21 protein-coding genes and 1 tRNA gene are annotated in these 20,595 nt (G+C 59.1%); 10 read left to right on the top strand and 12 right to left on the bottom strand.

All coding sequences use genetic code 11. The features are described 5' to 3' along the window. Positions 1 to 273: 273 nt before the first annotated feature. The 3 genes from BLT54_RS14545 (at position 274) to BLT54_RS14535 (ending at position 4,159) form a co-directional block, all read left to right on the top strand. A complete protein-coding gene (locus BLT54_RS14545) occupies positions 274 to 1,272 on the top strand; it encodes an XdhC family protein (RefSeq protein WP_074646019.1) in 999 nt (332 codons plus the stop codon). Next, positions 1,269 to 2,240, top strand: coding sequence for a molybdopterin-binding protein (locus BLT54_RS14540; RefSeq protein WP_074646018.1), 972 nt, complete (start codon positions 1,269 to 1,271; stop codon positions 2,238 to 2,240). Before BLT54_RS14545 ends, BLT54_RS14540 begins: the two co-directional genes overlap by 4 nt. Before the next feature lie 236 nt (positions 2,241 to 2,476). Further along, positions 2,477 to 4,159, top strand: a complete 1,683-nt coding sequence (locus BLT54_RS14535; RefSeq protein ID WP_074646017.1) for a putative transporter — start codon at positions 2,477 to 2,479, stop codon at positions 4,157 to 4,159. Here BLT54_RS14535 and BLT54_RS14530 read toward each other — a convergent pair. Then, positions 4,156 to 4,764, bottom strand: coding sequence for an SAM-dependent methyltransferase (locus BLT54_RS14530; protein ID WP_074646016.1), 609 nt, complete (start codon positions 4,762 to 4,764; stop codon positions 4,156 to 4,158). The genes BLT54_RS14535 and BLT54_RS14530 overlap by 4 nt on opposite strands. Positions 4,765 to 4,842: 78 nt before the next feature. Next, complete coding sequence (gene infC, locus BLT54_RS14525; protein ID WP_226946198.1) at positions 4,843 to 5,337, bottom strand: translation initiation factor IF-3; 495 nt, start codon at positions 5,335 to 5,337, stop codon at positions 4,843 to 4,845. A 268-nt stretch (positions 5,338 to 5,605) separates the two neighbouring features. Between infC and BLT54_RS22215 the strand changes: the two genes are divergently transcribed. Further along, positions 5,606 to 6,376 carry a hypothetical protein gene (locus BLT54_RS22215; RefSeq protein WP_074646014.1) on the top strand — a complete coding sequence of 257 codons (771 nt, stop codon included), beginning with the start codon at positions 5,606 to 5,608 and terminating at the stop codon, positions 6,374 to 6,376. 140 nt (positions 6,377 to 6,516) lie between these two features. Here BLT54_RS22215 and BLT54_RS14515 read toward each other — a convergent pair whose 3' ends face one another. The 5 genes from BLT54_RS14515 to BLT54_RS14495 form a co-directional block, all read right to left on the bottom strand. Further along, a complete protein-coding gene (locus BLT54_RS14515; RefSeq protein WP_245708010.1) occupies positions 6,517 to 7,410 on the bottom strand; it encodes a ferredoxin--NADP reductase in 894 nt (297 codons plus the stop codon). Between the two features lie 92 nt (positions 7,411 to 7,502). Continuing rightward, the gene (locus BLT54_RS14510) at positions 7,503 to 7,877 is read right to left on the bottom strand and encodes a DUF934 domain-containing protein (RefSeq protein ID WP_074646013.1); all 375 of its coding nucleotides are present in this window, start codon (positions 7,875 to 7,877) and stop codon (positions 7,503 to 7,505) included. Further along, positions 7,874 to 8,641 carry a phosphoadenylyl-sulfate reductase gene (locus tag BLT54_RS14505; RefSeq protein ID WP_074646012.1) on the bottom strand — a complete coding sequence of 256 codons (768 nt, stop codon included), beginning with the start codon at positions 8,639 to 8,641 and terminating at the stop codon, positions 7,874 to 7,876. The genes BLT54_RS14510 and BLT54_RS14505 overlap by 4 nt, the downstream gene beginning before the upstream one ends. Beyond that, positions 8,631 to 10,301 carry a nitrite/sulfite reductase gene (locus BLT54_RS14500; RefSeq protein WP_074646011.1) on the bottom strand — a complete coding sequence of 557 codons (1,671 nt, stop codon included), beginning with the start codon at positions 10,299 to 10,301 and terminating at the stop codon, positions 8,631 to 8,633. The genes BLT54_RS14505 and BLT54_RS14500 overlap by 11 nt, the downstream gene beginning before the upstream one ends. Next, on the bottom strand, positions 10,294 to 10,605 hold the full coding sequence (locus BLT54_RS14495; RefSeq protein ID WP_074646010.1) for a DUF2849 domain-containing protein: 312 nt from the start codon (positions 10,603 to 10,605) through the stop codon (positions 10,294 to 10,296). Before BLT54_RS14495 ends, BLT54_RS14500 begins: the two co-directional genes overlap by 8 nt. 173 nt (positions 10,606 to 10,778) lie before the next feature. Here BLT54_RS14495 and BLT54_RS14490 point away from each other — a divergent pair, with 173 nt between their 5' ends. Beyond that, positions 10,779 to 11,240: an Lrp/AsnC family transcriptional regulator gene (locus BLT54_RS14490; protein ID WP_074646009.1), complete on the top strand. Its 462-nt coding sequence runs from the start codon at positions 10,779 to 10,781 to the stop codon at positions 11,238 to 11,240. 66 nt (positions 11,241 to 11,306) lie between these two features. On the opposite strand, the gene trpE is transcribed toward BLT54_RS14490, so the two are convergent. From trpE to BLT54_RS14475, 3 genes are all read right to left on the bottom strand, one after another. Beyond that, positions 11,307 to 12,821: an anthranilate synthase component I gene (gene trpE / locus BLT54_RS14485; RefSeq protein ID WP_074646008.1), complete on the bottom strand. Its 1,515-nt coding sequence runs from the start codon at positions 12,819 to 12,821 to the stop codon at positions 11,307 to 11,309. A 53-nt stretch (positions 12,822 to 12,874) separates the two neighbouring features. Beyond that, entirely contained in the window at positions 12,875 to 14,740 is a 1,866-nt protein-coding gene (locus BLT54_RS14480) for a SurA N-terminal domain-containing protein (RefSeq protein ID WP_074646007.1), read from the bottom strand. A gap of 88 nt (positions 14,741 to 14,828) precedes the next feature. Next, complete coding sequence (locus tag BLT54_RS14475) at positions 14,829 to 16,019, bottom strand: aminotransferase (RefSeq protein ID WP_074646006.1); 1,191 nt, start codon at positions 16,017 to 16,019, stop codon at positions 14,829 to 14,831. A 342-nt stretch (positions 16,020 to 16,361) separates the two neighbouring features. On the opposite strand from BLT54_RS14475, the gene BLT54_RS14470 reads away from it, so the two are divergent. Next, positions 16,362 to 16,649: a hypothetical protein gene (locus tag BLT54_RS14470; protein WP_074646005.1), complete on the top strand. Its 288-nt coding sequence runs from the start codon at positions 16,362 to 16,364 to the stop codon at positions 16,647 to 16,649. A 13-nt stretch (positions 16,650 to 16,662) separates the two neighbouring features. On the opposite strand, the gene gpt is transcribed toward BLT54_RS14470, so the two are convergent. Both gpt and fabI read right to left on the bottom strand, forming a co-directional pair. Further along, positions 16,663 to 17,166 carry a xanthine phosphoribosyltransferase gene (gene gpt / locus BLT54_RS14465; protein ID WP_074646004.1) on the bottom strand — a complete coding sequence of 168 codons (504 nt, stop codon included), beginning with the start codon at positions 17,164 to 17,166 and terminating at the stop codon, positions 16,663 to 16,665. Between the two features lie 209 nt (positions 17,167 to 17,375). Next, entirely contained in the window at positions 17,376 to 18,179 is an 804-nt protein-coding gene (fabI, locus tag BLT54_RS14460) for an enoyl-ACP reductase FabI (RefSeq protein WP_074646003.1), read from the bottom strand. A gap of 203 nt (positions 18,180 to 18,382) precedes the next feature. On the opposite strand from fabI, the gene pdxH reads away from it, so the two are divergent. The 4 genes from pdxH (at position 18,383) to BLT54_RS14440 (ending at position 20,382) form a co-directional block, all read left to right on the top strand. Then, positions 18,383 to 18,988, top strand: a complete 606-nt coding sequence (gene pdxH, locus BLT54_RS14455) for a pyridoxamine 5'-phosphate oxidase (protein ID WP_074646002.1) — start codon at positions 18,383 to 18,385, stop codon at positions 18,986 to 18,988. Between the two features lie 169 nt (positions 18,989 to 19,157). Beyond that, positions 19,158 to 19,709: a cold-shock protein gene (locus BLT54_RS14450; protein WP_009573467.1), complete on the top strand. Its 552-nt coding sequence runs from the start codon at positions 19,158 to 19,160 to the stop codon at positions 19,707 to 19,709. A gap of 43 nt (positions 19,710 to 19,752) precedes the next feature. Next, the gene (locus BLT54_RS14445) at positions 19,753 to 20,211 is read left to right on the top strand and encodes a DUF192 domain-containing protein (protein ID WP_074646001.1); all 459 of its coding nucleotides are present in this window, start codon (positions 19,753 to 19,755) and stop codon (positions 20,209 to 20,211) included. Positions 20,212 to 20,305: 94 nt separating this feature from the next. Further along, positions 20,306 to 20,382, top strand: a tRNA-Pro gene (locus tag BLT54_RS14440). Positions 20,383 to 20,595: the final 213 nt, after the last annotated feature.

Genomic DNA, 20,595 nt, shown 5'->3' with positions numbered 1-20,595 from the left:
CTGCATTCCTCCCGCGGACTCTCCTTCCGATCGTCCGCGCTGTATCCTGCCTTTTGTGCGTGGGCAGAATACTTTACTGGCGTCGCAGGGATGCGTTTCTCCTGCGACGCCTCTTTTTCTTTCAGCCAGCCGTCCGTCCAGGCCCCTCGCATTCAAACGGCCCGGATCAGCGCGCGGTTAGGCATTTGGCATCACCCATCTGGACACTGGCCCCGGCGGCGTTAGAGTCATCTCCATGATCCCCGTTTTTATCACCACGTTGAGGAGCCACGTTTGACCAAGCCCTTTGATCCCGCCACAGCAGAACCCGCCTTTGATGCGGTCTGTGAGTGGGCGCTTTCGTGGCACCGGGGCGGGTTTGGCGCAGTTTTGGCCACGGTGATTGACACCTGGGGCAGTGCGCCGCGTCCGGTCGGCAGTCAACTTGTCGTCTCGGGCAGGGGCGAGATCGTCGGCTCGGTGTCGGGCGGCTGTGTCGAAGGGGCGGTGGTGACCGAGGCCTTGGAGTTGCTCGAAGCGCCCGCTTTTAAACTCCTTGAGTTTGGCGTCAGTGACGATACGGCCTTTGCCGTTGGATTGGCCTGCGGTGGGACGATCCGGGTGTTGCTTGAACCCGTAGGCGCGGTGTTCCCCGTGGAGATTTTGGCTGAGGTGGTCACAGCGCGCGCGGCACGCAGGTCCATTGGCGTTGTCACCGATCTGGTGCACGGCACGCATGATCTTGTCGGCCCTTCGGCCTTCCCCGACCGCTTTGCTGCCGACCGATCGGGCATCGAGGCGGATGGGCCGCGGTTTGTTTCGGTCCACATGCCGCCCGCACGCTTGGCCGTGATCGGCGCGGTGCATATCGCACAGGCGTTTTTGCCGATGGCGCGGCTGGCGGGGTTTGACGTGACATTGATTGACCCGCGCGGCGCCTTTGCCAGCGACACCCGCTTTCCGGGCGAAAGCATCGGGGACGATTGGCCGGACGCCGCGCTTTTGGCGCATGGGTTGGACGAGCGCACCGGGGTGATCACGCTCACCCATGATGCCAAACTCGATGATCCGGCGCTGATCACCGCACTGCGCTCGGACGCGTTTTATATCGGCGCTTTGGGATCGATCCGGACCCATGCCAAACGTGTGGCGCGGTTGCAGGAGGCGGGGCTGAGTTCCGATCAGATCGCCCGTCTGCACGCCCCTGTCGGCCTTGATATCCGCGCCCAAAACCCGGCCGAGATCGCCGTCTCGATCCTCGCGCAGGTGATCCAGGTGATGAGGCGGCCATGATGTATGGACGCCGCCCGGTGCGCGAGGCCAAGGGCACGATTTTGACCCAATCTGTGGCGTTTAAGGCTGGGGGGCGATTGGAGGCGGGGTGCACGCTTGGCCCGTCAGAGATTGCGGCACTGGTCATGGCCGGAGTGGGCGAGGTCCGCGTCGCGGAGCTAGACCCGCATGACGTGGCGCAAGACGAGGCAGCGCGCCGGGTCAGCGCGGCGATGGTGCCCGTGCCCAGTGATGCCAATCTGGACGTCGGGCGGGTCATGGCGGGGGCGGTGCATATTACGGCGACCTGCGCCGGGGTTGTCGGGCTTGATACCGCCGGACTCACCCGGATGAACCGGGTCGATGAGGGCGTGGCCATCGCCACCCGCCCGCAGTTCCACCGGGTCGCCAAAGGCGATGTCGTGGCGACAGTGCGGGTCTTGCCGTATGGCGTCAAACGCTCGGTGCTCTCAAAGGTGATTGAGGACGCGCATGACACGATCCGGGTGCGTGCCGTGCTGGCCGAAACGGCGAGCCTCATTCAAACCGTGATCGGTGGCGATGGGGGGACAGCCAAAGGCGAGGCGTTTGTGCGGGCGCGATTGGACCGATTGGGCGTGCGCCTGGTCGAAACCTTGGTGGTGCCGCACCGTGAAGAGGCGCTGGCTGAGGCGTTATTGAGCGCGCGCGGCGAGGTTGTGTTTGTCTTGACGGCTGTGGAGACGATAGATCGCGGCGATGTGGCCCCTGAGGCGGTGCGACAGGCGGGCGGGGTGATCACCCGTTTTGGTCTGCCCCTGGACCCCGGCTCGCGGTTTTTCGCGGGCGGGCTTGGGGCGGTGCCGATTTTGGGCTTGCCGGGATGCGCGCGCGGGTCTGCACCGACCGGGGTGGATTGGCTGGTGGATCGGTTGCTGTGTGGCGTGAGCATCACCGATGATGACATCGCGCAGATGGGGGTGGGCGGGCTGTTGTCGCCGGAGGCTTAAAGGGCAAACTGAAGAGATAAAAGCGCAGAAAATGGCAGGCTGCGGCTGAATACGCCTTAAAAACGCCCACTAAAAATATCCGTTGAGAGCGCAGGCGTGGCATGGTGCACGTGGCATGGTGCACAAGGCCGTTATGCGTTTGCAGAAAATTGATACATATCACTTACAAGTGACCCAGCGCGGTGCAGTGTCGCGGCCAAGCCGCGTTCACACCGTTTGATCCAGAAAGTAGGCACATGACCTTCCCGCTCTCAGATGTCGCCCTCACCACCCTTGCTCTGGCCGTGGCCGGGGCGTTGGGTTTGCTCTTTGGCAAACTTCAGTTCCGCAAGATCGGGTTGGGCATCGGTGGGGTGTTGTTTTCGGGCATTCTGGTCGGTCATTTCGCCGCGAAAGCCGGGATCACCTTTGACAGTGATGTCATGCATTTCGTGCGCGAATTGGGGCTGATCCTGTTCGTGTACACCATCGGCATTCAGGTCGGCCCAAGCTTTTTTGCCTCTTTCGCCAAATCCGGCCTGCGTTTTAACCTTGCTGCCATTGGCATCGTTTTAGGCGGGGTGGCGGTGACCTTGGCGATTTATGCGCTCACGGACCTGCCGCTTCCGGTCCTGATGGGGGTGATGTCGGGGGCTGTGACCAACACGCCGGGGCTGGGTGCGGCGCAACAGGCGCTTGGCGAATTGGGCTTGCCCGCCTCTGAGGTTGGCTTTGCCGGTATGGGCTATGCGATGACCTATCCGTTTGGGATCATTGGTATTTTAATTTCTATGTTTGCGGTGCGAGTCCTGTTTGGGATCACGATCGAGCGCGAAGAAGAGGCCTATAAGTTGGAAACCAAAAGTGGTGAGGCGGCCTTGCCCGCACTCAATCTTGAGGTGACCAACCAGAACCTTGACGGTGTCCGTCTGGGGGATGTGCCCGACCTGTTTGACCATGGGGTTGTCGCGTCGCGGATGAAATCGGGCGGCGAATTGATCGTGCCGACGCGTGACACCATGCTGCATCTGGGCGATAGCCTGCATATGGTGGGCCCTGCCGAGAAATTGGCGGCGATGAAGCTGATCATGGGACGTGAAATCGACACGCCGCTGACCACCAAGGGCACCAAGCTGACCTGGGCGCGCATCGTCGTGACCAAGGACAAAATCCTCGGCAAACCCTTGCGCGAATTGGCCCTCGTCGAAGCGCGCGGTGTGACCGTGTCGCGGATCAACCGTGCAGGCGTCGAACTTCCGGCGCAGGCGTCCTCTTCGCTGGCCTTTGGCGATATTGTCACCGTCGTCGGGTCAAAACCCGACATTGACGCGGTGGCTTTGGAGCTGGGCAATGAACATGCGCGGCTGCAAGAGGTGCAATTCCCGGCGCTGTTTTTCGGCATCGCTTTGGGGGTGATTTTGGGGTCCATCCCGCTCGCTGTGCCGGGCCTGTCGGCACCGCTGAAACTTGGGCTTGCGGGCGGGCCGTTGATGGCCGCGATTGTTTTGGGGCGGTTGGGTCATTGGGGACCGTTCACATGGTACATGCCGCCCGCCGCCAACCATGCGCTGCGCGAATTTGGCATCGTGTTGTTTTTGGCCGTGGTCGGTATCGTCGCGGGGGATCGGTTCTTTGACACGCTGTTGCATGGCGGCGGCATCGTGTGGATGGGCTATGGCATCCTCATCACGCTCCTGCCGCTGCTGATCGTTGGCGTCATCGCGCGGGTCTTTGGCAAGTTCAATTACCTCAGCCTCTGTGGCGTCTTGGCCGGGTCGATGACCGATCCGCCCGCCTTGGCCTTTGCCGTGTCTATGAGCAAAACCGGGGCGGCGTCGGTGGCCTATGTGTCGGTCTACCCGTTGGTGATGTTCCTGCGCATTTTGGCACCGCAGATCCTGATCTTGATCTTGGCGGGGGCAGGCGCGGGGGCGTTTTAACCCGCAACCTTTGGTTTTTGCGCAATAAAATCAATGAGGGCCGAGTGACCGATATGGCCGTGGCCCTCATTGACATGCATCTCAAAGGCGCGATTCTCAATGATGTCATAGCCGTCAAAAGCCGCCGCCAACATCGCCTCGGTGTACATGTTTTCCACCTTGCCGGGACCGCCCGTGCCGTAGTCGACCTGTTTGGGTGTATAGCCGTGGATCATCACCCGGCCACCGGGGGCAAGGGCGCGATCGAACTGTTGAAACAACGCGGCGCGCGCGTCTGGTCCGATGAATTGAATGTAAATCGCCACGATCAGATCAAAAGGGCGGTCCCAATCCCAATCCTCGATCCCGGCTTGATGATAGTCCACCGCAACCCCGCGCGCCTGCGCCAGTTTGTGCGCCTTGGTCAAAGCCGGGACGGAGGGGTCAAACGCTGTCACATCCAAACCCTGTTCGGCCAGCCAGACCGAATTGCGGCCCTCACCATCCGCGACGCAGAGCACGCGGGCCTTTTGGGGCAACTCCGCCAGATGACGCGGTAAAAACGCGGCGGGTTCGGTGCCAAATACATAGTCCGGTCGGTCGTAACGCTGATCCCAAAAGCTCATGATATTTCTCAATCTCCATAAAAAATCCCCCGATGTTTTCACAGCGGGGGCTTCATCATTCACGTCAGACGCAACGCCTCACTTCGGCAGCGGGCCGATCATCATGACCATTTGGCGACCTTCAAGCTTTGGCATGCTTTCGATTTTGCCGATGGCTTTGGTGTCTTCTGCCACGCGTTCCAAAAGCACACGCCCCAAATCCTGGTGCGCCATCTCGCGGCCCCGAAAGCGCAACGTCACTTTGACCTTGTCGCCATTTTCAAGGAACTTGACGACATTGCGCATTTTGACTTCGTAGTCATGCACATCGGTGCCGGGACGGAATTTGACTTCCTTGATCTCGATGATCTTTTGCTTTTTGCGCGCTTCAGATTCACGTTTCTGCTGTTCATATTTGAACTTGCCGAAATCCATGATCTTACAAACCGGCGGTTCCGCGTTTGGCGAAATTTCCACGAGGTCAAGACCGGCCTCGATCGCCATTTCAAGTGCACGGGACGGTGTGACGACACCAACGTTTTCACCCTCAGCGCCGATCAGGCGGATTTCCGGCGACCGGATGCGTTCGTTGATACGAGGTCCGGTGTCACGGGTCGGCGGGGCGTTATGCGGTCTGCGGGCTATGGTAAGCTCCTATAAGTCGTTACAATTCATGTCGCGCGAAAATAAGGCGAAACCTTGCCATATTCAACCCAATATCGGCGTCTTCTTGCACAGAAGGCGACATGGGGCATCCATGGGGAAAAACCGGGGATCTGGCCCCTTTTCTTTGCATCTACGTCATGTCATACGCCACCTATCCGGGAAACCGTAATTCCCCGTTAATGGTGAGGACTACTCTATGACCAATCGTTTTGTAACCGGCGCGCTGATCACTGGCTTGGCCCTGTCTCTTGCAGCTTGTAAAGAAGAAGAGAAAGCGGCAGAAACCACGACCGAGAGCACCAGCTCCGTTGTTGAACAGGTCTCCGACGCCGCCTCTGACGCTGCCGATGCAACCACCGAAGCCGCCTCTGACGCGGCTGATGCGGTGTCCGATGCGGCTGATGCCGCTGTCGATGCGGCCACGGACGCCGTTGACGCGGCCACTGACGCAGCCGAAGCAGCAGGAGAAGGCGCGGCAGACGCAGCCTCCGAAGCCGCAACCGCTGCGATGGACGCCGCTCAAGATGCCAAAGACATGGCGACCGAAGCCGCAGAAGGTGCCAAAGATATGGCAACGGATGCTGTTGAAGGCGCGAAAGATATGGTTGCCGGTGGCACGGACGAAGCCGCTGAGACCGCCGCAGATGCCGCAGACACAGCCGAAACTGCCGTTGACACGGCAAATGAGGCGGCCGCCGATGCGGTTGAATCCGCGGCAGACACGGCAGAGACCGCAGGCGATGCTGTTGAAACCGCGACCGACGACATCGCGACCGACGACATGGCGACCCCTGAGGCGCTGACCGTTGAGGGCTTCGATCTTGAAAAAGCCAAAGCTCTGGTCAACGAATCGTCGCTTGATGCAACTGCCAAAGCCACCATCACCACGGCGATGACCCAAGCGCAAAACAACCCCGAGCTTCTGGGGGCGATTTTGGAAAAAGCGCGCACGCTGCTTGGCATGTAAGCCAGACGTGATCTGATCACAGGGCCGCGCAGGGGAGACCTTGCGCGGCTTTTCTATGTCCAATCGCGGGGCACCCGCGCATGAAAAAGCCCGCACTCATCGCTGAGGCGGGCTTTCGCATTTGGATCGCTTGGCGTGGATCAGTCGACAAAGGCCTTTTCGACCACATATTCTTTCGGCTCGGAATTGGCGCCTTCGCGCAGGCCAAAGCCATCAAGGATTTTCATGATGTCTTTGTTAAACGCCAAGTTGCCACAGACCATGCCACGGTCGTTTTCCGGGCAAAGTGGCGGGATACCGAGGTCCTCGAACACTTTGCCAGAGGCCAGATTGTCGGTGACGCGGCCCATGTGATGAAACGCTTCACGGGTCGTCGTCGGGTAATAGCGCAGCTTGCCGTCTTCGATCTCGGAAAGGATTTCATCCGTTTTGATATGTTCGACAAGCTGGCGACCATATTCCAACTCAGACACCTCGCGGCAGGTGTGCATCAAGATGACTTCTTCAAACTTTTCATAAACTTCCGGTTCGCGCATCAAGGACGCAAACGGCGCAATCCCGGTGCCTGTGGCGAACATCCACAACCGCTTGCCGGGCAAAAGCGCGTCCACAACGAGGGTGCCAACGGGTTTCGGGCGCAGGATGATCTCATCGCCGGGCTGGATATGTTGTAAACGCGAGGTCAGCGGGCCGTCTTGCACCTTGATCGAATAGAATTCCAATTCCTCATCCCAAGACGGCGAGGCGATGGAATAGGCGCGCAGCAGCGGCTTTTGCTTGCCGGTCTTCGGGTCGGGGTCGTTCATCAGCCCGATCATCACGAATTCGCCGGACCGGAACCGCAGCGTTTGCGGCCGCTCGACCTTAAAGGAGAACAGGCGGTCGTTCCAATGTTTGACCTCGGTCACCTTGGCGGCGTCGGGCAGGGTGGGAACGGCTTTGGTTTTTACGTCGGTCGCGGCTTGGGGCGCTGCGGTAGGGGTCGCGGATGTGTCTGTCACTGGTGTGTCTGCCACTTGCATTTGCTCGGTCATGTCTGTCTCTCGCACCGTCTTAACGGATATCGTGGATGTCACTTTGATCCACATCAGATGAACGGGGCGAAACTCAGCCCCCTTTTGGCCCTTTACGCCCGCCCGCGCAAGCGCGTCTGGTAATCGCCAGCCTGCCAATCGGCGCGGGCCAGCCATTGTGCCTCGTCTTGGCGGGCGGCCAGATCGTCGGAAATCGCCACCTCGTCAAAGCCCGCGCGCCGTGCCATGGCATATTGATCGGCAATCACATGACCTGCCGCGCGCAGCCGCCCGGTGAAACCTTTAAGCCGCAACAGCCGAGCAAGCGTAAAGCCGCGCCCGTCTGAAAAGCTCGGAAAATCAATGCGGATCGCTTCCGCCCCGGCATATTGCGCGAGCGTCTCAGGCGCTGTGTCGGAAGCCAGGTCAAGCCAGTCCCCGGTGAAATCCTCGGCCACAAAGCCGCTGTCTTGGACGAGTTGCGTCATGCTGCATCTCCTTTAAGCGGCACGCGCACGAATTTTCCGTCCACGAAATGGATCCCGCATTCTGTTTTCTCTTCATCGCGCCAGCGCCCGGCGCGCGGATCTTCGCCCTCTTTGACCGGCGATGTGCAGGGCGCACAGCCAATCGAGGGATAGCCTTTCGCCACCAACGGGTGACGCGGCAGGCGGTTGTTGACCATGTAATCCTGCAAATCGCTTGGCGCCCAATAGGCCAGCGGATTGATTTTGATCCGCGTGTCCAACTCGTTTTCAAAGAAATCGAGACTGGCCCGTGTGGCGCCTTGAAACCGTTTGCGCCCGGTGATCCACGCGTCAAATCCCCCCAGCGCCTCTTGCAGCGGTTGAGTTTTGCGCAGATCACAGCAGGCGTCCTTGTCGCTTTGATGCAGAAGGCCTTCGGGGTCATGGGCGTCCAATTTGGCGCGAGACGGGCGAATGCGCCGCACATCGCGCAGATCGAGCCGCTCGATCAGGTCGAGTTGGTAGTCGATGGTTTCCTGAAACAACATTTCCGTGTCGATGAACACCACCGGCGTGTCCGGTTTCATCACCGAAATCATGTGTAACAACACCACCGACTCGGCACCAAAAGATGACACAAGCGCGATCCGCCCCAGCTCACGATCCCGCAGCGCCAGCTCCAACACCGAGGTCGCCGAATGGTGTTTGTAGCGCGCGTTCAGGCGCTCGACACGGGTGTCCACCGTGCCGAATTCCTGTTTCAAAAGCGTGGCCTCATGCGGCATTGGCTTTTTCCTCTTTGGCCGGATAGAGCGCCGCTTTGAACGGAGCCAGCCCGAGACGACGGTAGGTCGCAAGGAAGGTTTCCTCAGGCCCGTCGCGCAGATCGAGATAGCTCAGCAAGATGCGCTCAATCGCCGGCACGATTTCATCATAGGCAAAGCCCGGCCCCGTGCGATCACCGATCACCATGTCTTCGGTGCCGTCGCCGCCGAGAGTGATTTGATAATTTTCAACACCGGCGCGGTCCAACCCAAGGATGCCGATATGGCCGACGTGGTGGTGGCCACAGGCGTTGATGCAGCCGGAGATCTTGATCTTCAGCGCGCCAATGTCATGTTCGAGTTTCAGCTCTTCAAACCGGGTCGCGATGCCTTGGGCCACGGGGATTGAACGGGCGGTTGCCAGCGCGCAATAATCCATGCCGGGGCAGGCGATGATGTCGCTGACCAGCCCGACATTGGCCGAGGCCAGATCAAAGGCTTTGAGGGCTGCGTGCAGCGCGGGCAGGTTGGATTTATGGACATGCGGCAGGATGACGTTTTGCTCATGCGAAATGCGCAGCTCGTCATGGGCGTAATCACGGGCAATCTGCGCCAAGGCGCGCATTTGCTCTGCTGTGGCATCCCCCGGCGTTTGGCCCGGTTTTTTCAATGAGACGGTGACGATGGCGTAGCCTTCGGCCTTATGTGCCGCCAAATTGGTATCGGCCCAAGCGCGGAACACCGGGTCGGCCTCATAGGCGCGGGTATAGGCATCGACGGGTTTGTCGGCAAAGATCGGCGGCACAAAATGCCCCTCAATCTCGCGCAACATCTCCATGTCCACACCGCCAAATGTCGGCTTGATCGCGGCAAAACGGTCTTCAACGCGGGCGCGGATGTCGTCGATCCCGTGTTCATGCACGGTGATTTTAATCCGGGCTTTATATTTGTTGTCGCGCCGCCCCAAAAGGTTCCAAACCGACACGGTCGCTTCCAAATAGGGCAGCAGATCGTCAAAGGTCACAAACTCTTTCAAGGTCTTGCCCACCATCGGCGTCCGCCCCAGCCCGCCACCGACGATGATTTCCGCGCCCAACACGCCGTCCTGACGTTTGAGCACCAGCCCGATGTCATGGGCGCGCACCACGGCGCGATCTGCCGCGGCCCCGGTGACCGCGACTTTGAATTTGCGCGGCAGGAATTGGAATTCCGGGTGATCGGTTGACCATTGGCGAATGAGTTCCGCGACGGGGCGCGGATCGGCCACCTCATCGGCGGCTGCACCGGCGAAATGATCGGCGGTGACATTGCGGATGGTGTTGCCGGAGGTCTGAATCGCGTGCATTTCAACATCCGCGAGATCCGAGAGGATCGCGGGCACATCCGGCAATTTCGGCCAGTTGTACTGGATGTTTTGCCGCGTGGTGAAATGGCCGTAACCGCGATCATAGGTCTCGGCGATATGGGCGAGCTGGTCCATTTGATCCGGGTTCAACGTCCCGTAGGGGATTGCCACGCGCAGCATATAGGCATGCAGTTGCAGGTAGAGCCCGTTCATCAGGCGCAGCGGGCGGAATTCCTCCTCAGAAAGGCTCCCATCGATCCGGCGAGCGACCTGGGCGGAGAATTGTGCCACACGGTTGCGCACAAAGCTTTCGTCAAAATCGTTGTACTTATACATTTGCCCGCGCTCCTGTTTCTTGCTTGCCGTGGGGGTAGTTCGAGGGGCCTGTGCGGCGGAACTCTTCGCGAAAATGGGTCGGTTCCGGGCCATGTTTGCCCTCTGCCGCATCCGTCAGATAGGCGCCCACGACCATCCCGTCCTTTTGCGCCTCGGTCAAAAGCGCCTCTGCCCGCGCGGCGTCAAAGATCAATGCCGCCTCATGGAGGGCGCGCACCCAGATGCCGCTTTCAGAGAGGTAAATCACATCCCCTTGCAAAAGCGCGTTGGCGGTGATGACTTTGGGCGTGAACGGGCGCGACATGGGACATTCCTTGCGAGACGGTTGGCGAGGGCATTGGTTTCGGCTTGCGATTTCTGTCTCTATATTTAGAACATTGTCCTAAGTTTATGCTATGGTGTGACGTCAATAAGGATGTTTGTTCCAAGATGAGACCCGCGCCGGGTCGTCATTCCAAGATTGAGAGGAAAACCGAAATGCCAGTCCAACTCGACGCGATGGATCGGAAAATCCTGAGCGAACTGCAACAGGATGCCAGCCAGTCTTTGGACGAAATCGCCCGAAAAGTCGGCTCCTCCAAGACGCCGGTGTGGAATCGCATCCGCAAAATGCGCGAAGGCGGTGTGATCGGTCAGCAGACCGTGATCCTCGACCCGGAGAGTCTTGGGCTTGAGGCCTGTTTCTTTGTGCTGGTCAAAACCAACGCCCATGAAGCCGGGTGGCAGGAGGTGTTTTTACAGGTGCTCAAACGCCGCCCCGAAGTCTTGGAGGCGCATCGTTTGGCGGGGGAGATTGATTACATCCTCAAAGTCCGGGTGAAAAACGCCAAGGCCTATGATGAGTTCTATCAGGCGCTGATCCAAGAGGTCTCGATCTACAATGTCACGGCGCTCTTATCGATGGAAGAGATCAAATCGACGACCGAGCTGCCGCTCTGATGCCTTTACCGTGGCTTAAATACTCAAACGTTGCCCGCATGAGTATTTAAGCCACGGTAAAGAGGGTCAGCGGTTGCCGGAGCTTGTGAACATCCCGGCGTCTTCGGCCGCTTTGCGCAGGGCATTGGATTTATTGACGGTTTCTTGATATTCGCCCTCAGGATCGGAGTCGTAGACCACGCCACCACCGGCCTGGATATAGAGCTTTTCGTCCTTCAAGACGGCCGTGCGCAGCGCGATGCACATGTCCATGTCGCCGCCTGCGGAGAAATAGCCGACGCCGCCGCCATAGACGCCGCGTTTTTCCGGTTCCAACTCGTCGATGATCTCCATCGCCCGGACTTTCGGTGCGCCGGACACGGTGCCTGCGGGCAGGCCCGCGAGCAAAGCAGAGAGCGCGTCTTCGTCCTCGCGCAGCTCGCCGACGACGTTGGAGACGATGTGCATGACGTGGGAATAGCGTTCGATGATGAATTCTTCGGTCGGGCGCACCGTGCCGATTTTCGACACTTTGCCGGTGTCATTGCGGCCCAGATCCAACAGCATCAAATGCTCGGCCAGCTCTTTTTGATCGGAGAGCAAATCAAGTTCCAGTGCCTTGTCTTCTTCGGGTGTCGCGCCGCGTTTGCGGGTGCCGGCGATCGGGCGGATTGTGACCTCGCCGTCAAAGACGCGGACCAGAATTTCGGGCGACGCGCCGATGATCTGAAAGCCGCCAAAGTTGAAAAAGAACATGAAAGGCGAGGGGTTGGTGCGGCGCAACGAGCGGTAAAGCGAGAAGGGCGGCAGCGGGAAATCCTGGGTCCAGCGCTGTGCGGGCACGACTTGGAAGATGTCGCCTGCGGTGATGTAGTCTTTTGCCTTTTCAACGGCTTGTTTGTAGCCCTCATGGGTGAAATTTGAGACGGGGGCGGGGGCTGCGAAGCTTTCGCCCAGATCATGGCTGGTCTCAGACGGCGCGCGTTCGAGATCGCGCAGCGCGTCCATCACCCGTTCGGCGGCCTGCGCATAGGCGGCTTTGGCGGATTGGCCTGTGCCGACCCAGGCGGGTGACACCACGGTGACCTCGCCTTTGACCCCGTCCAACACGGCCACCACAGAAGGGCGCATCAACACCGCATCGGGCAGGCCGATCGGGTCGGGGTTCACATGGGGCAGATGTTCGACCAGACGGATCATGTCATAGCCGAGATAGCCGAAAAGACCCGCAGCCGAGGCAGGCAGTTCGGCGGGCATGTCGATTTTGCTCTCCGCGATCAGCGCTCGCAACGAGGCCAGCGGATCGAGATCCGACGTGGTGTAGCTGTCGGGGTCAAAACGCGCATTGCGGTTGAGTGCAGCTTTGGTGCCCTCGCATTTCCAGATCAGATCGGGTTTCAGGCCGATGATGGAATAGCGCCCGCGGACCTCGCCGCCGGTCACAGATTCAAGGATGAAACTGTCGGTGCGCGCGCCCGCGAGTTTGAGCATGATCGACACGGGCGTGTCGAGATCGGCGGCCACTTTGGCGTACACCACCTGATTGAGGCCGGCGTCATAGGCGGTCTCAAAGGTGGAGAAGGCGGGGATAAGCGTGGCCATGTCTGTCGTCTTTCTCGTCTGTGTCTTCCCGCCGTCTTGTGATCAAACGGCGCTTATTGGATTTGGCTGTGCACTGCGTTCAGGGCGGGTTCATTGACGGTCACGCCTTCGCGCAGGCGCAGGGCATTGGAGAAGGCGGCAATCACGTCTTGCGCCGCGCCTTGGGCGGCGGAGGTGATGTAGCCATCGGCAATGGCACTGTTTTCGTCCGTCTTGGCGGGGGCATCGACCTTGTCGATTTTGGCGATGACCACGCGGCCTTGGCCGGGGATCAAGGTGGTGCCGCCGAGCGTCAGACCGGGGGCAAACACCGCGTCGATAAAGCCCGCAGGCATGGAGGCGATGTTGCCCTGACGGGTGATCGCTTCAAAGCTCTCGGAGGCCAGACCCAGCTCGGTGATCGGGGTGCCCGCCGCCACATCGGTTTCAAGCGCTTCGGCGCGGGTGGTCAGAAGGGTTGCGATGGCATCGCGCTCCCAATCGGCAGAGACCTGATCACGAACCTCGTCGAGCGGACGCACAGCGGAGGGGACAATCGCGTCCAGACGCATGGCAAACACGCCACCATCGCCCAGTTCCATGATTGCCGGGTAATCGTCGGGGCTCAGCGTTGCAACCGCGTCTTTGAACGCGGTATAGGCGGCGATGCCGCCTTCGCTCTCGGGCGTCCAATCCATCGTGCCCAGTTCCATCTGTGTGGCCTCGGCCAGATTTTCAAGCGTCATGCCGTCGGCCAGATCATTGTCAAAGGTTTCGATCTGATCGGCAATCAGGCGCGCCGCCGCGTCTGCGGCCATCTCCACCGCCAAATCATCGCGCGCCTCTTCAAAGGAAATCTCCGTCCCGGCCAATGTGCCGTTGACCCGATACAAAGCCGGACCCAGATCGGACATCACCGGACCGACAACGCCCGTGCCCTCAAGAGCAAACACGACGGTGGCGGCGTCAGAGGACAGATCATCGGCGGAGACATCGCCCATATCGACGTCAATCAAATCAAGGCCGCGGGTGGTGACTTCGTCCTCAAAGGAGGTTTCACCCGAAGTGATGCGCTCAGCCGCGGCTTTGGCATCCTCTTCCGAGCCATAGACCAGACGCTCGACAAGGCGGCGTTCGGGTTGGACATAGGAGGTGATATTGTCGTTATAGAGCTTGCGCAGGGCGGTCTCATCAAGTTCCACCTCATCGGTCAGCATCGCTGGCGTCAACCACGCATAGGTGACTTTGCGGGCTTCGGGGGCGGTATAGGCGTCCGGGTGGGCGTCATACCACGCTTGGATGTCGGCATCAGAGGCAATCGGTGTGCCGGTTTCAAGGTCAGCAACCGTGAGGGTCGCGACCGAAATGGTGCGCCGTTCGCCAAGCCAATCGACCACGACCTGACCGTAGGAGGGCGGCATGGTGATGCCCGTGGCCAAAGCGCCGGTGAGAATGGCGCGCGCCGCATCTTTGCGCAGACCTGCCTCGAAGGTTTTGCCATCAAGATTGTTGCGCGCCAGCATGTCTTTGTAGGTTTCGGTGCTGAATGTGCCGTCAAACCCTTTGAACGCGTCCATCGCCAAAAGTTCCCGGCGCACCGCATCATCTCCGACCGAAATGCCGATTTTCGCGGTCTCATTGTCAAGCGCGGCCTGATCCAACAATTGGCCCAACACTTGTTGTGACAGACCAAAAGACAGGGCCTGCTGCACGGTGATGTCTTGGCCGGTTTGGCTTTCGATTGCGCGAATTTGGGTTTGCAGCGCATTGGCATAGGCGGTGGGCGTGATGTCCTCATCGCCAACACGGGCCACACGGGTGACGCCGCCGCCGAAATTTGCGGTGCCAAATCCACCCAAACCGATGATCAGAAGGCCCAAAATCCCCCAAACCACCATTTTCGTGCCAGATTGCTTACCGGTGCCTTTGCCGTGCGCCATATGCGTTTTTCTCCCTTAAAGGTTGGCAAAGTGTCTAGGCGCTCACGACAGGCTTCGCAAGCCGGATCACGCCGAAATGTATCACCCGTCAGGGGGCGATTTGGGCCAATCTGTCAAAAAGCGTCTGAATGCCGGCACGGTCGATATTGGCAAAGGCGATGCGCAATTGGCGTTCGGCGCGTGCGTCGCCTGCGGGCATGAAGCTGGCACCGGGCAGCAACAGAATCGATGCGTGTTTGACCAACCAAGGCGCAAGCTCTGAGGAGGGCATGGCAAACGGGTGTTCGACATAGGCGAAAAAGGCGCCACATCCCAAGAGGTTCCAACCCTTTGCCGCAAGTGCCGGGAAGCCTTCGTAAATCGCGGCGCGGCGGTCGAGAATCTCGGCGCGTTCACCCGCGACCCATTGGCTGAGGTTCTGCATCCCCCAAAGGGCTGCGCGCTGGCCGATTTGGTTTGGGCAAATCGCAACGGTATCGAGATATTTTTCAACCTGCGTCAGACGGTCTGGCGCGGCAATCAGTGCGCCAACGCGGTGGCCGGTGAGGCGGAAGGCTTTGGAGAACGAATAGAGATGCACCAAGGTGTCGTGCCAATCCGGTTGGCGGAACAGGTGATGCGGCACCTCCGAGCGGCTGTCAAAATCGCGATAGGTCTCATCGAGCACCAAAGATATGCGATGTTCGCGGGCGAGGGCATAGAATTTGGTCAGCAACTCGGCCGGGTATTCGACGCCGCCGGGATTGTTGGGCGTGATCAACACGATGGCACGGGTGCGCGGGGTGATCAGCCGGGCAGCGGCCTCCAAATCCGGCAAAAGGTCGTCGCCCGTGGACAGGGGCACGGCATGGACCCCCGACATGTCGCACCACATTTTATGGTTGAAATACCATGGCGTTGGCAGGATGACCTCATCGCCCGGCGCCGCGATGGTCGACATGACGGCGGTGAAGGCCTGATTGCAGCCGGAGGTGATGGCGACCTCGGAGGGCGCAATCCGGGCATGATAGGCGGCGGACCATTGGCTGGCGATTTCGGAGCGCAGCGCGGGCAGGCCCAACACGGGCCCGTAAATATGCGCCTCAATATCCTCAACCGCCATCCGCGCGATCTCCTGGCGCAGCGCCAACGGGGGTGCGGCGATCGGGGCGGCTTGCGAGACGTTGATCAGCGGGCGATCTGCGGGAAAGCTGACGCCCTCGACCCACTCTTTGGCTGCAATGATCGGCGAACGAAAGGTGCGGGCCATGGCGGCAGCAAGGGGCAGGGGAAGGGGCATCGCGGTTTATCCTGAGTGAGGGGTGTCAGCCCGTCAAAGCTAGGCAGGTTCCAAACGCACTGCAATTGCAGAAACGCACACATCTGGGGGGCGCGAGGGAAACGCGCGCAGTGGGGTGTTGTTTTTGTGACCTCAAATGCGACAAGATGCTGAAAAAAAAGGCTTTCACCAAGGCGTGATGTTCAGAATGGCGGGTTTTCATCTGCCGTTAACCAAATCGCCCTTTTGAGTGTTTCAATGGGGGCAGAGAGCCCGCAGAGAGCCCATGTGAAAAAGCACGTGGATAAGGCGGTAACGCCAGGGGCCGAATGAGGTCGATGTCGAGAAGGTGAGGTTTTCCCAATGGAGAAGATGAAAAATCAGGCGCTGATTGCGGATTTAAAAGCGGCGCTTTTGATTGCCCAAGAGGGCCAAGCGGCGCGCGCGGAGGCGATGACGGATCACATCCGCGAGCGGTCCTATGAGGTCGAGCTGCGGTTGGCGGGCTATATGACCCGCTCCGCCTGTGGTGCGATTGACGGGGTTTCGCGCAGCATGGACTTTGACAACAGCGTGGCGTTTGCCCGCCATGAGATTGAAAAGCTGGAGCGTTTGGTGCAACAGCTTTCACCTCAGCCCTACGCCGCGTGAGTGTGACTAAGCTTTAGTCCCGCCCGCGGTAAGGCTGAACATATTGCAGTGCCATATCCCATGGGAAGAAAATCCATGTGTCTTGCGACACTTCAGTGATGAATGTGTCAACCTGTGGTCGCCCTGCGGGTTTGGCATAAACGGTGGCAAAATGCGCGTTCGGATAGAGGTCGCGCACCAGTTTCAGGGTTTTGCCGCTGTCGACCAGATCGTCGATGATCAAAATCCCGGTGCCATCGCCCATCATATCCTTGTCGGGGGCTTTCAGCACAATCGCTTCGGATTGATCTTGGTGATCATAAGATTTGACCGAGATCGTATCGACCGTGCGAATGTCCAATTCACGCGCGATGATCATCGCCGGGGCCATGCCGCCACGGGTGATCGCCACAACGGCCCGCCATGCACCATCGTCCGGCCCTTTGCCATCCAACCGCCACGCCAGCGCCCGGCTGTCGCGATGGATCTGGTCCCAGCTGATGTGAAACCCTTTTTCATGCGGCAAACGGTCGGACATTTCAAAATCCTTTGATGAGGACGGTGTTGATGGGGTGGTGTTTAGATTGGCGTCTTTTTTGCCGCGAAAATCGCGCCACCACAATCTCTTACAGCGCGGTTTCTTAAAAAACTGCGAAAAAGATCGGGGAATCCTGTCGTCATATACCCGGGTATAACGCGAAACGGAGGCCGAAGCCCCCGTTTGCTCATCTGTCTATATGAGGCGGTTTAGCCTTTGGTGATGTCCGGCGCATCCACCGCCTTCATCCCAACCACATGATAGCCGGCATCAACGTGGTGGGTTTCGCCGGTCACGCCCGAAGACAGGTCCGACAAAAGGTAAAGCGCGGAGCCGCCGACATCATCAATGGTCACATTGCGACGCAGCGGCGAATTGTATTCGTTCCACTTCATGATGTAGCGGAAATCGCCAATGCCCGAGGCGGCCAGCGTTTTGATCGGCCCGGCGGAGATCGAATTGACCCGGATGCCGTCTTTGCCCAGATCTTCGGCCAGATACCGCACCGAGGCCTCAAGGGCGGCTTTGGCCACGCCCATCACATTATAATGCGGCATGACGCGTTCGGCGCCATAATAGGTCATGGTCAACATCGACCCGCCATCCACCATCAGTTTCGCGGCGCGTTGGGCCACGGCAGTGAAGGAATAGACGGAAATATCCATGGTCAGGTTGAAATTGGCGCGGGTGGTGTCGACGTAGCGGCCCCGCAATTCGGCCTTGTCGGAAAAGCCAATGGCGTGGACAATGAAATCCATCTTGCCCCATTTCGCCTCGATGGCGGCAAACAACGCATCAACAGAGGCCTCGTCGGAGACATCGCATTCGACGACGAAATCCGAGCCCAACCGTTCAGCCAGCGGATCGACCCGCTTTTTCAACTGTTCGCCTTGATAGGAAAAGCACAGCTCGGCGCCATGGTTCGCCAATGCCTGTGCGATGCCCCAGGCGATCGACTTGTCATTGGCAAGCCCCATGATCAGGCCCCGCTTTCCATCCATCAGTTTGGTCATATTTGGCCCTCACCTGTGTAGAATGTGTAGAATTCATGTTGAAAAGTGCTTTAGGGCTTTTGCGCAAACCTAGCAAGTCTGGGGGGCGTAAATTCGTGACGCGGTGTCAAAATCTGCCCAAGATGATGCTGGGGCTTGCTTTGGTGCGGGCCTTGTTGTGCCGCTCACAAAGGGCTATCCACAAGGCAAAGAGGAGGTGAGCCATGCTGTCGCGTAAAGGTATTTTTGCAGGGGACGATCCGTTCGAGATTGCCCGCCAATGGCTCAAATCGGCTGAGGCAACAGAGGTCAATGACCCCAATGCCATCGCCATGGCCACGGTCGATTCCGATGGGTTGCCCAATGTGCGTATGGTGTTGCTCAAAGACATCGCGGATGATGCGTTCGTGTTTTTCACCAATTATGAAAGCGCCAAAGGTCAGGAAATCGAGAGCTCTGGCAAGGCCGCTTTTGTCATGCACTGGAAAAGCTTGCGTCGACAAGTTCGTGTGCGCGGACTGGTGACACGCGAAAGTGACGCGGCCTCTGACGCCTATTATACATCGCGGGCCTTGGGGTCACGGATTGGCGCATGGGCGTCAAAACAGTCACGGCCCCTGGCGTCCAAAACGGCGCTGATGGAAGCGGTCGCCAAAGCGGGGCTGAAACACGGACCAAATCCGAAACGTCCCCCGTTTTGGGGCGGTTACCGGATCACCCCGCTTGAAATCGAGTTTTGGGCCGATGGCGAGTTTCGCCTTCACGACCGATTTAAATGGACCCGTGCGACTGTGACGGAGGCTTGGACGATTGAGCGTCTAAATCCCTGATAAGACGGAGGGTTGACCTTGCGGCAACATGCAATTGGTCAAAAAGACAGGTCAAGCAGGTCTTGAACCTTTGTCTTCTTTGACGCAGGGTCTGCCGCAGGGATGAGGGGCGAAAGCCCCGCTAATTGCGGGTTGGTGCGTAGGCGCCGCCCCTTTTGAGTGTGGAAATATGAACGATACAGGCTTGGAAAAGGTTGTATCGGGCCATGTCAAATGGTTCGATCCAACGCGTGGTTTTGGTTTTGTGGTCTCCGACGAAGGTGGACCCGATATTTTGTTGCACGCAAATGTATTGCGCAATTTCGGCCAAAGTTCGGTTGCGGATGCCGCCTTGATCCGCTTGTCGGTGCAAGAAACCGATCGTGGGGTTCAGGCGATTGAGGTTTTGGGGATTGAACCCCCGGTTCAGTCCGATGGCCCTATGCTCGAAGATCTCGAACAGGTGGACGGGGGCGGGCTTGATCTGCCGCTGGAACCGGCGCGGGTGAAATGGTTTGATAAGGGCAAGGGCTTTGGCTTTGCCAATGTGTTTGGTCGCCCCGAAGATGTGTTTGTGCATATCGAGGTGCTGCGTCGCTCCGGTCTTGCCGATCTGATGCCCGGTGAGGCCATTGGCCTTCGGGTGATCGAGGGACGGCGGGGCCGCATGGCGGCGCATGTGACGGCCTGGGATCATGCAGTGGAAGAGGCGCATGCAGAGACGTTGGACAGTGATTCCTAATCGATGTGCGACCTTATCTAAGGTCGCGATTTGCCTTTATGTGATGGCGCTTTCGGGCGCAGCACAGGCGCAGGCAACACCTGCGTCTCCCCCCCATGCCTGTCGCATGGATGAGGTGGTTTTATCTGGCCCCTCTGTTTCGGCGCGCTTTAGCGTCGAACTGGCCGATGATGCTGGTGAGCGTGCGCTGGGGTTGATGAACCGGCCTGAGATGGCGCGGTCTCACGGCATGCTCTTTGTTTATGACACACCCGGTCCCGCGGCGTTTTGGATGGCCAATACGCTGATCCCTTTGGATATGATCTTTGTCGATCGCCGTGGCGTGATCACAAAGGTGCATGAGCGCGCCGTGCCGCTGGATCGCACGCCGATCTCCGGCGGAAATGCGGTCTTTGCTGTGCTTGAGATCAACGGCGGGCTGGCTGGCGCGATGGGGATCTCGGTGGGGGATGTTTTGCGTCATCCGGCCTTTGGGCCAGAGGCCGCTGATCCCTGTGACTGAGTGGCGAATGCAGGAGAGAATGCATAAAGGTTTCACTTTGCGCAGAAAACGTCTTTTCATCGGGCGCAGAGCAGGGTAGGAACCGCAGCACGGTCGGGGCGTGGCGCAGCCTGGTAGCGCACCTGTTTTGGGTACAGGGGGTCGGAAGTTCGAATCTTCTCGCCCCGACCATTTTCTCTCAGAGACATTGCCCGTTGGGGTGCTATTGCGGTGTGGCTGGTTTTAGCGAGAGTTTGGGGCGCATCTGCGCTCCTTTTTCGTTTAAAGCGTCATGCTTTTAACTTGAGACAGGGGAAAGGCGGAACGCTTTAGGTGTCCTTTGTCATATGCCGCGTTCATGCGCTGCGTTCATGCGCCGTGTCTCTGCAACGGCTGTGGTCGATC

Origin of the sequence: Celeribacter baekdonensis, assembly GCF_900102315.1 — a bacterium.
GTDB lineage: Bacteria > Pseudomonadota > Alphaproteobacteria > Rhodobacterales > Rhodobacteraceae > Celeribacter > Celeribacter baekdonensis.
The sequence above is the reverse complement of the archived record's forward strand: the minus strand, read 5'-3'. Positions and strand labels throughout refer to the sequence as shown.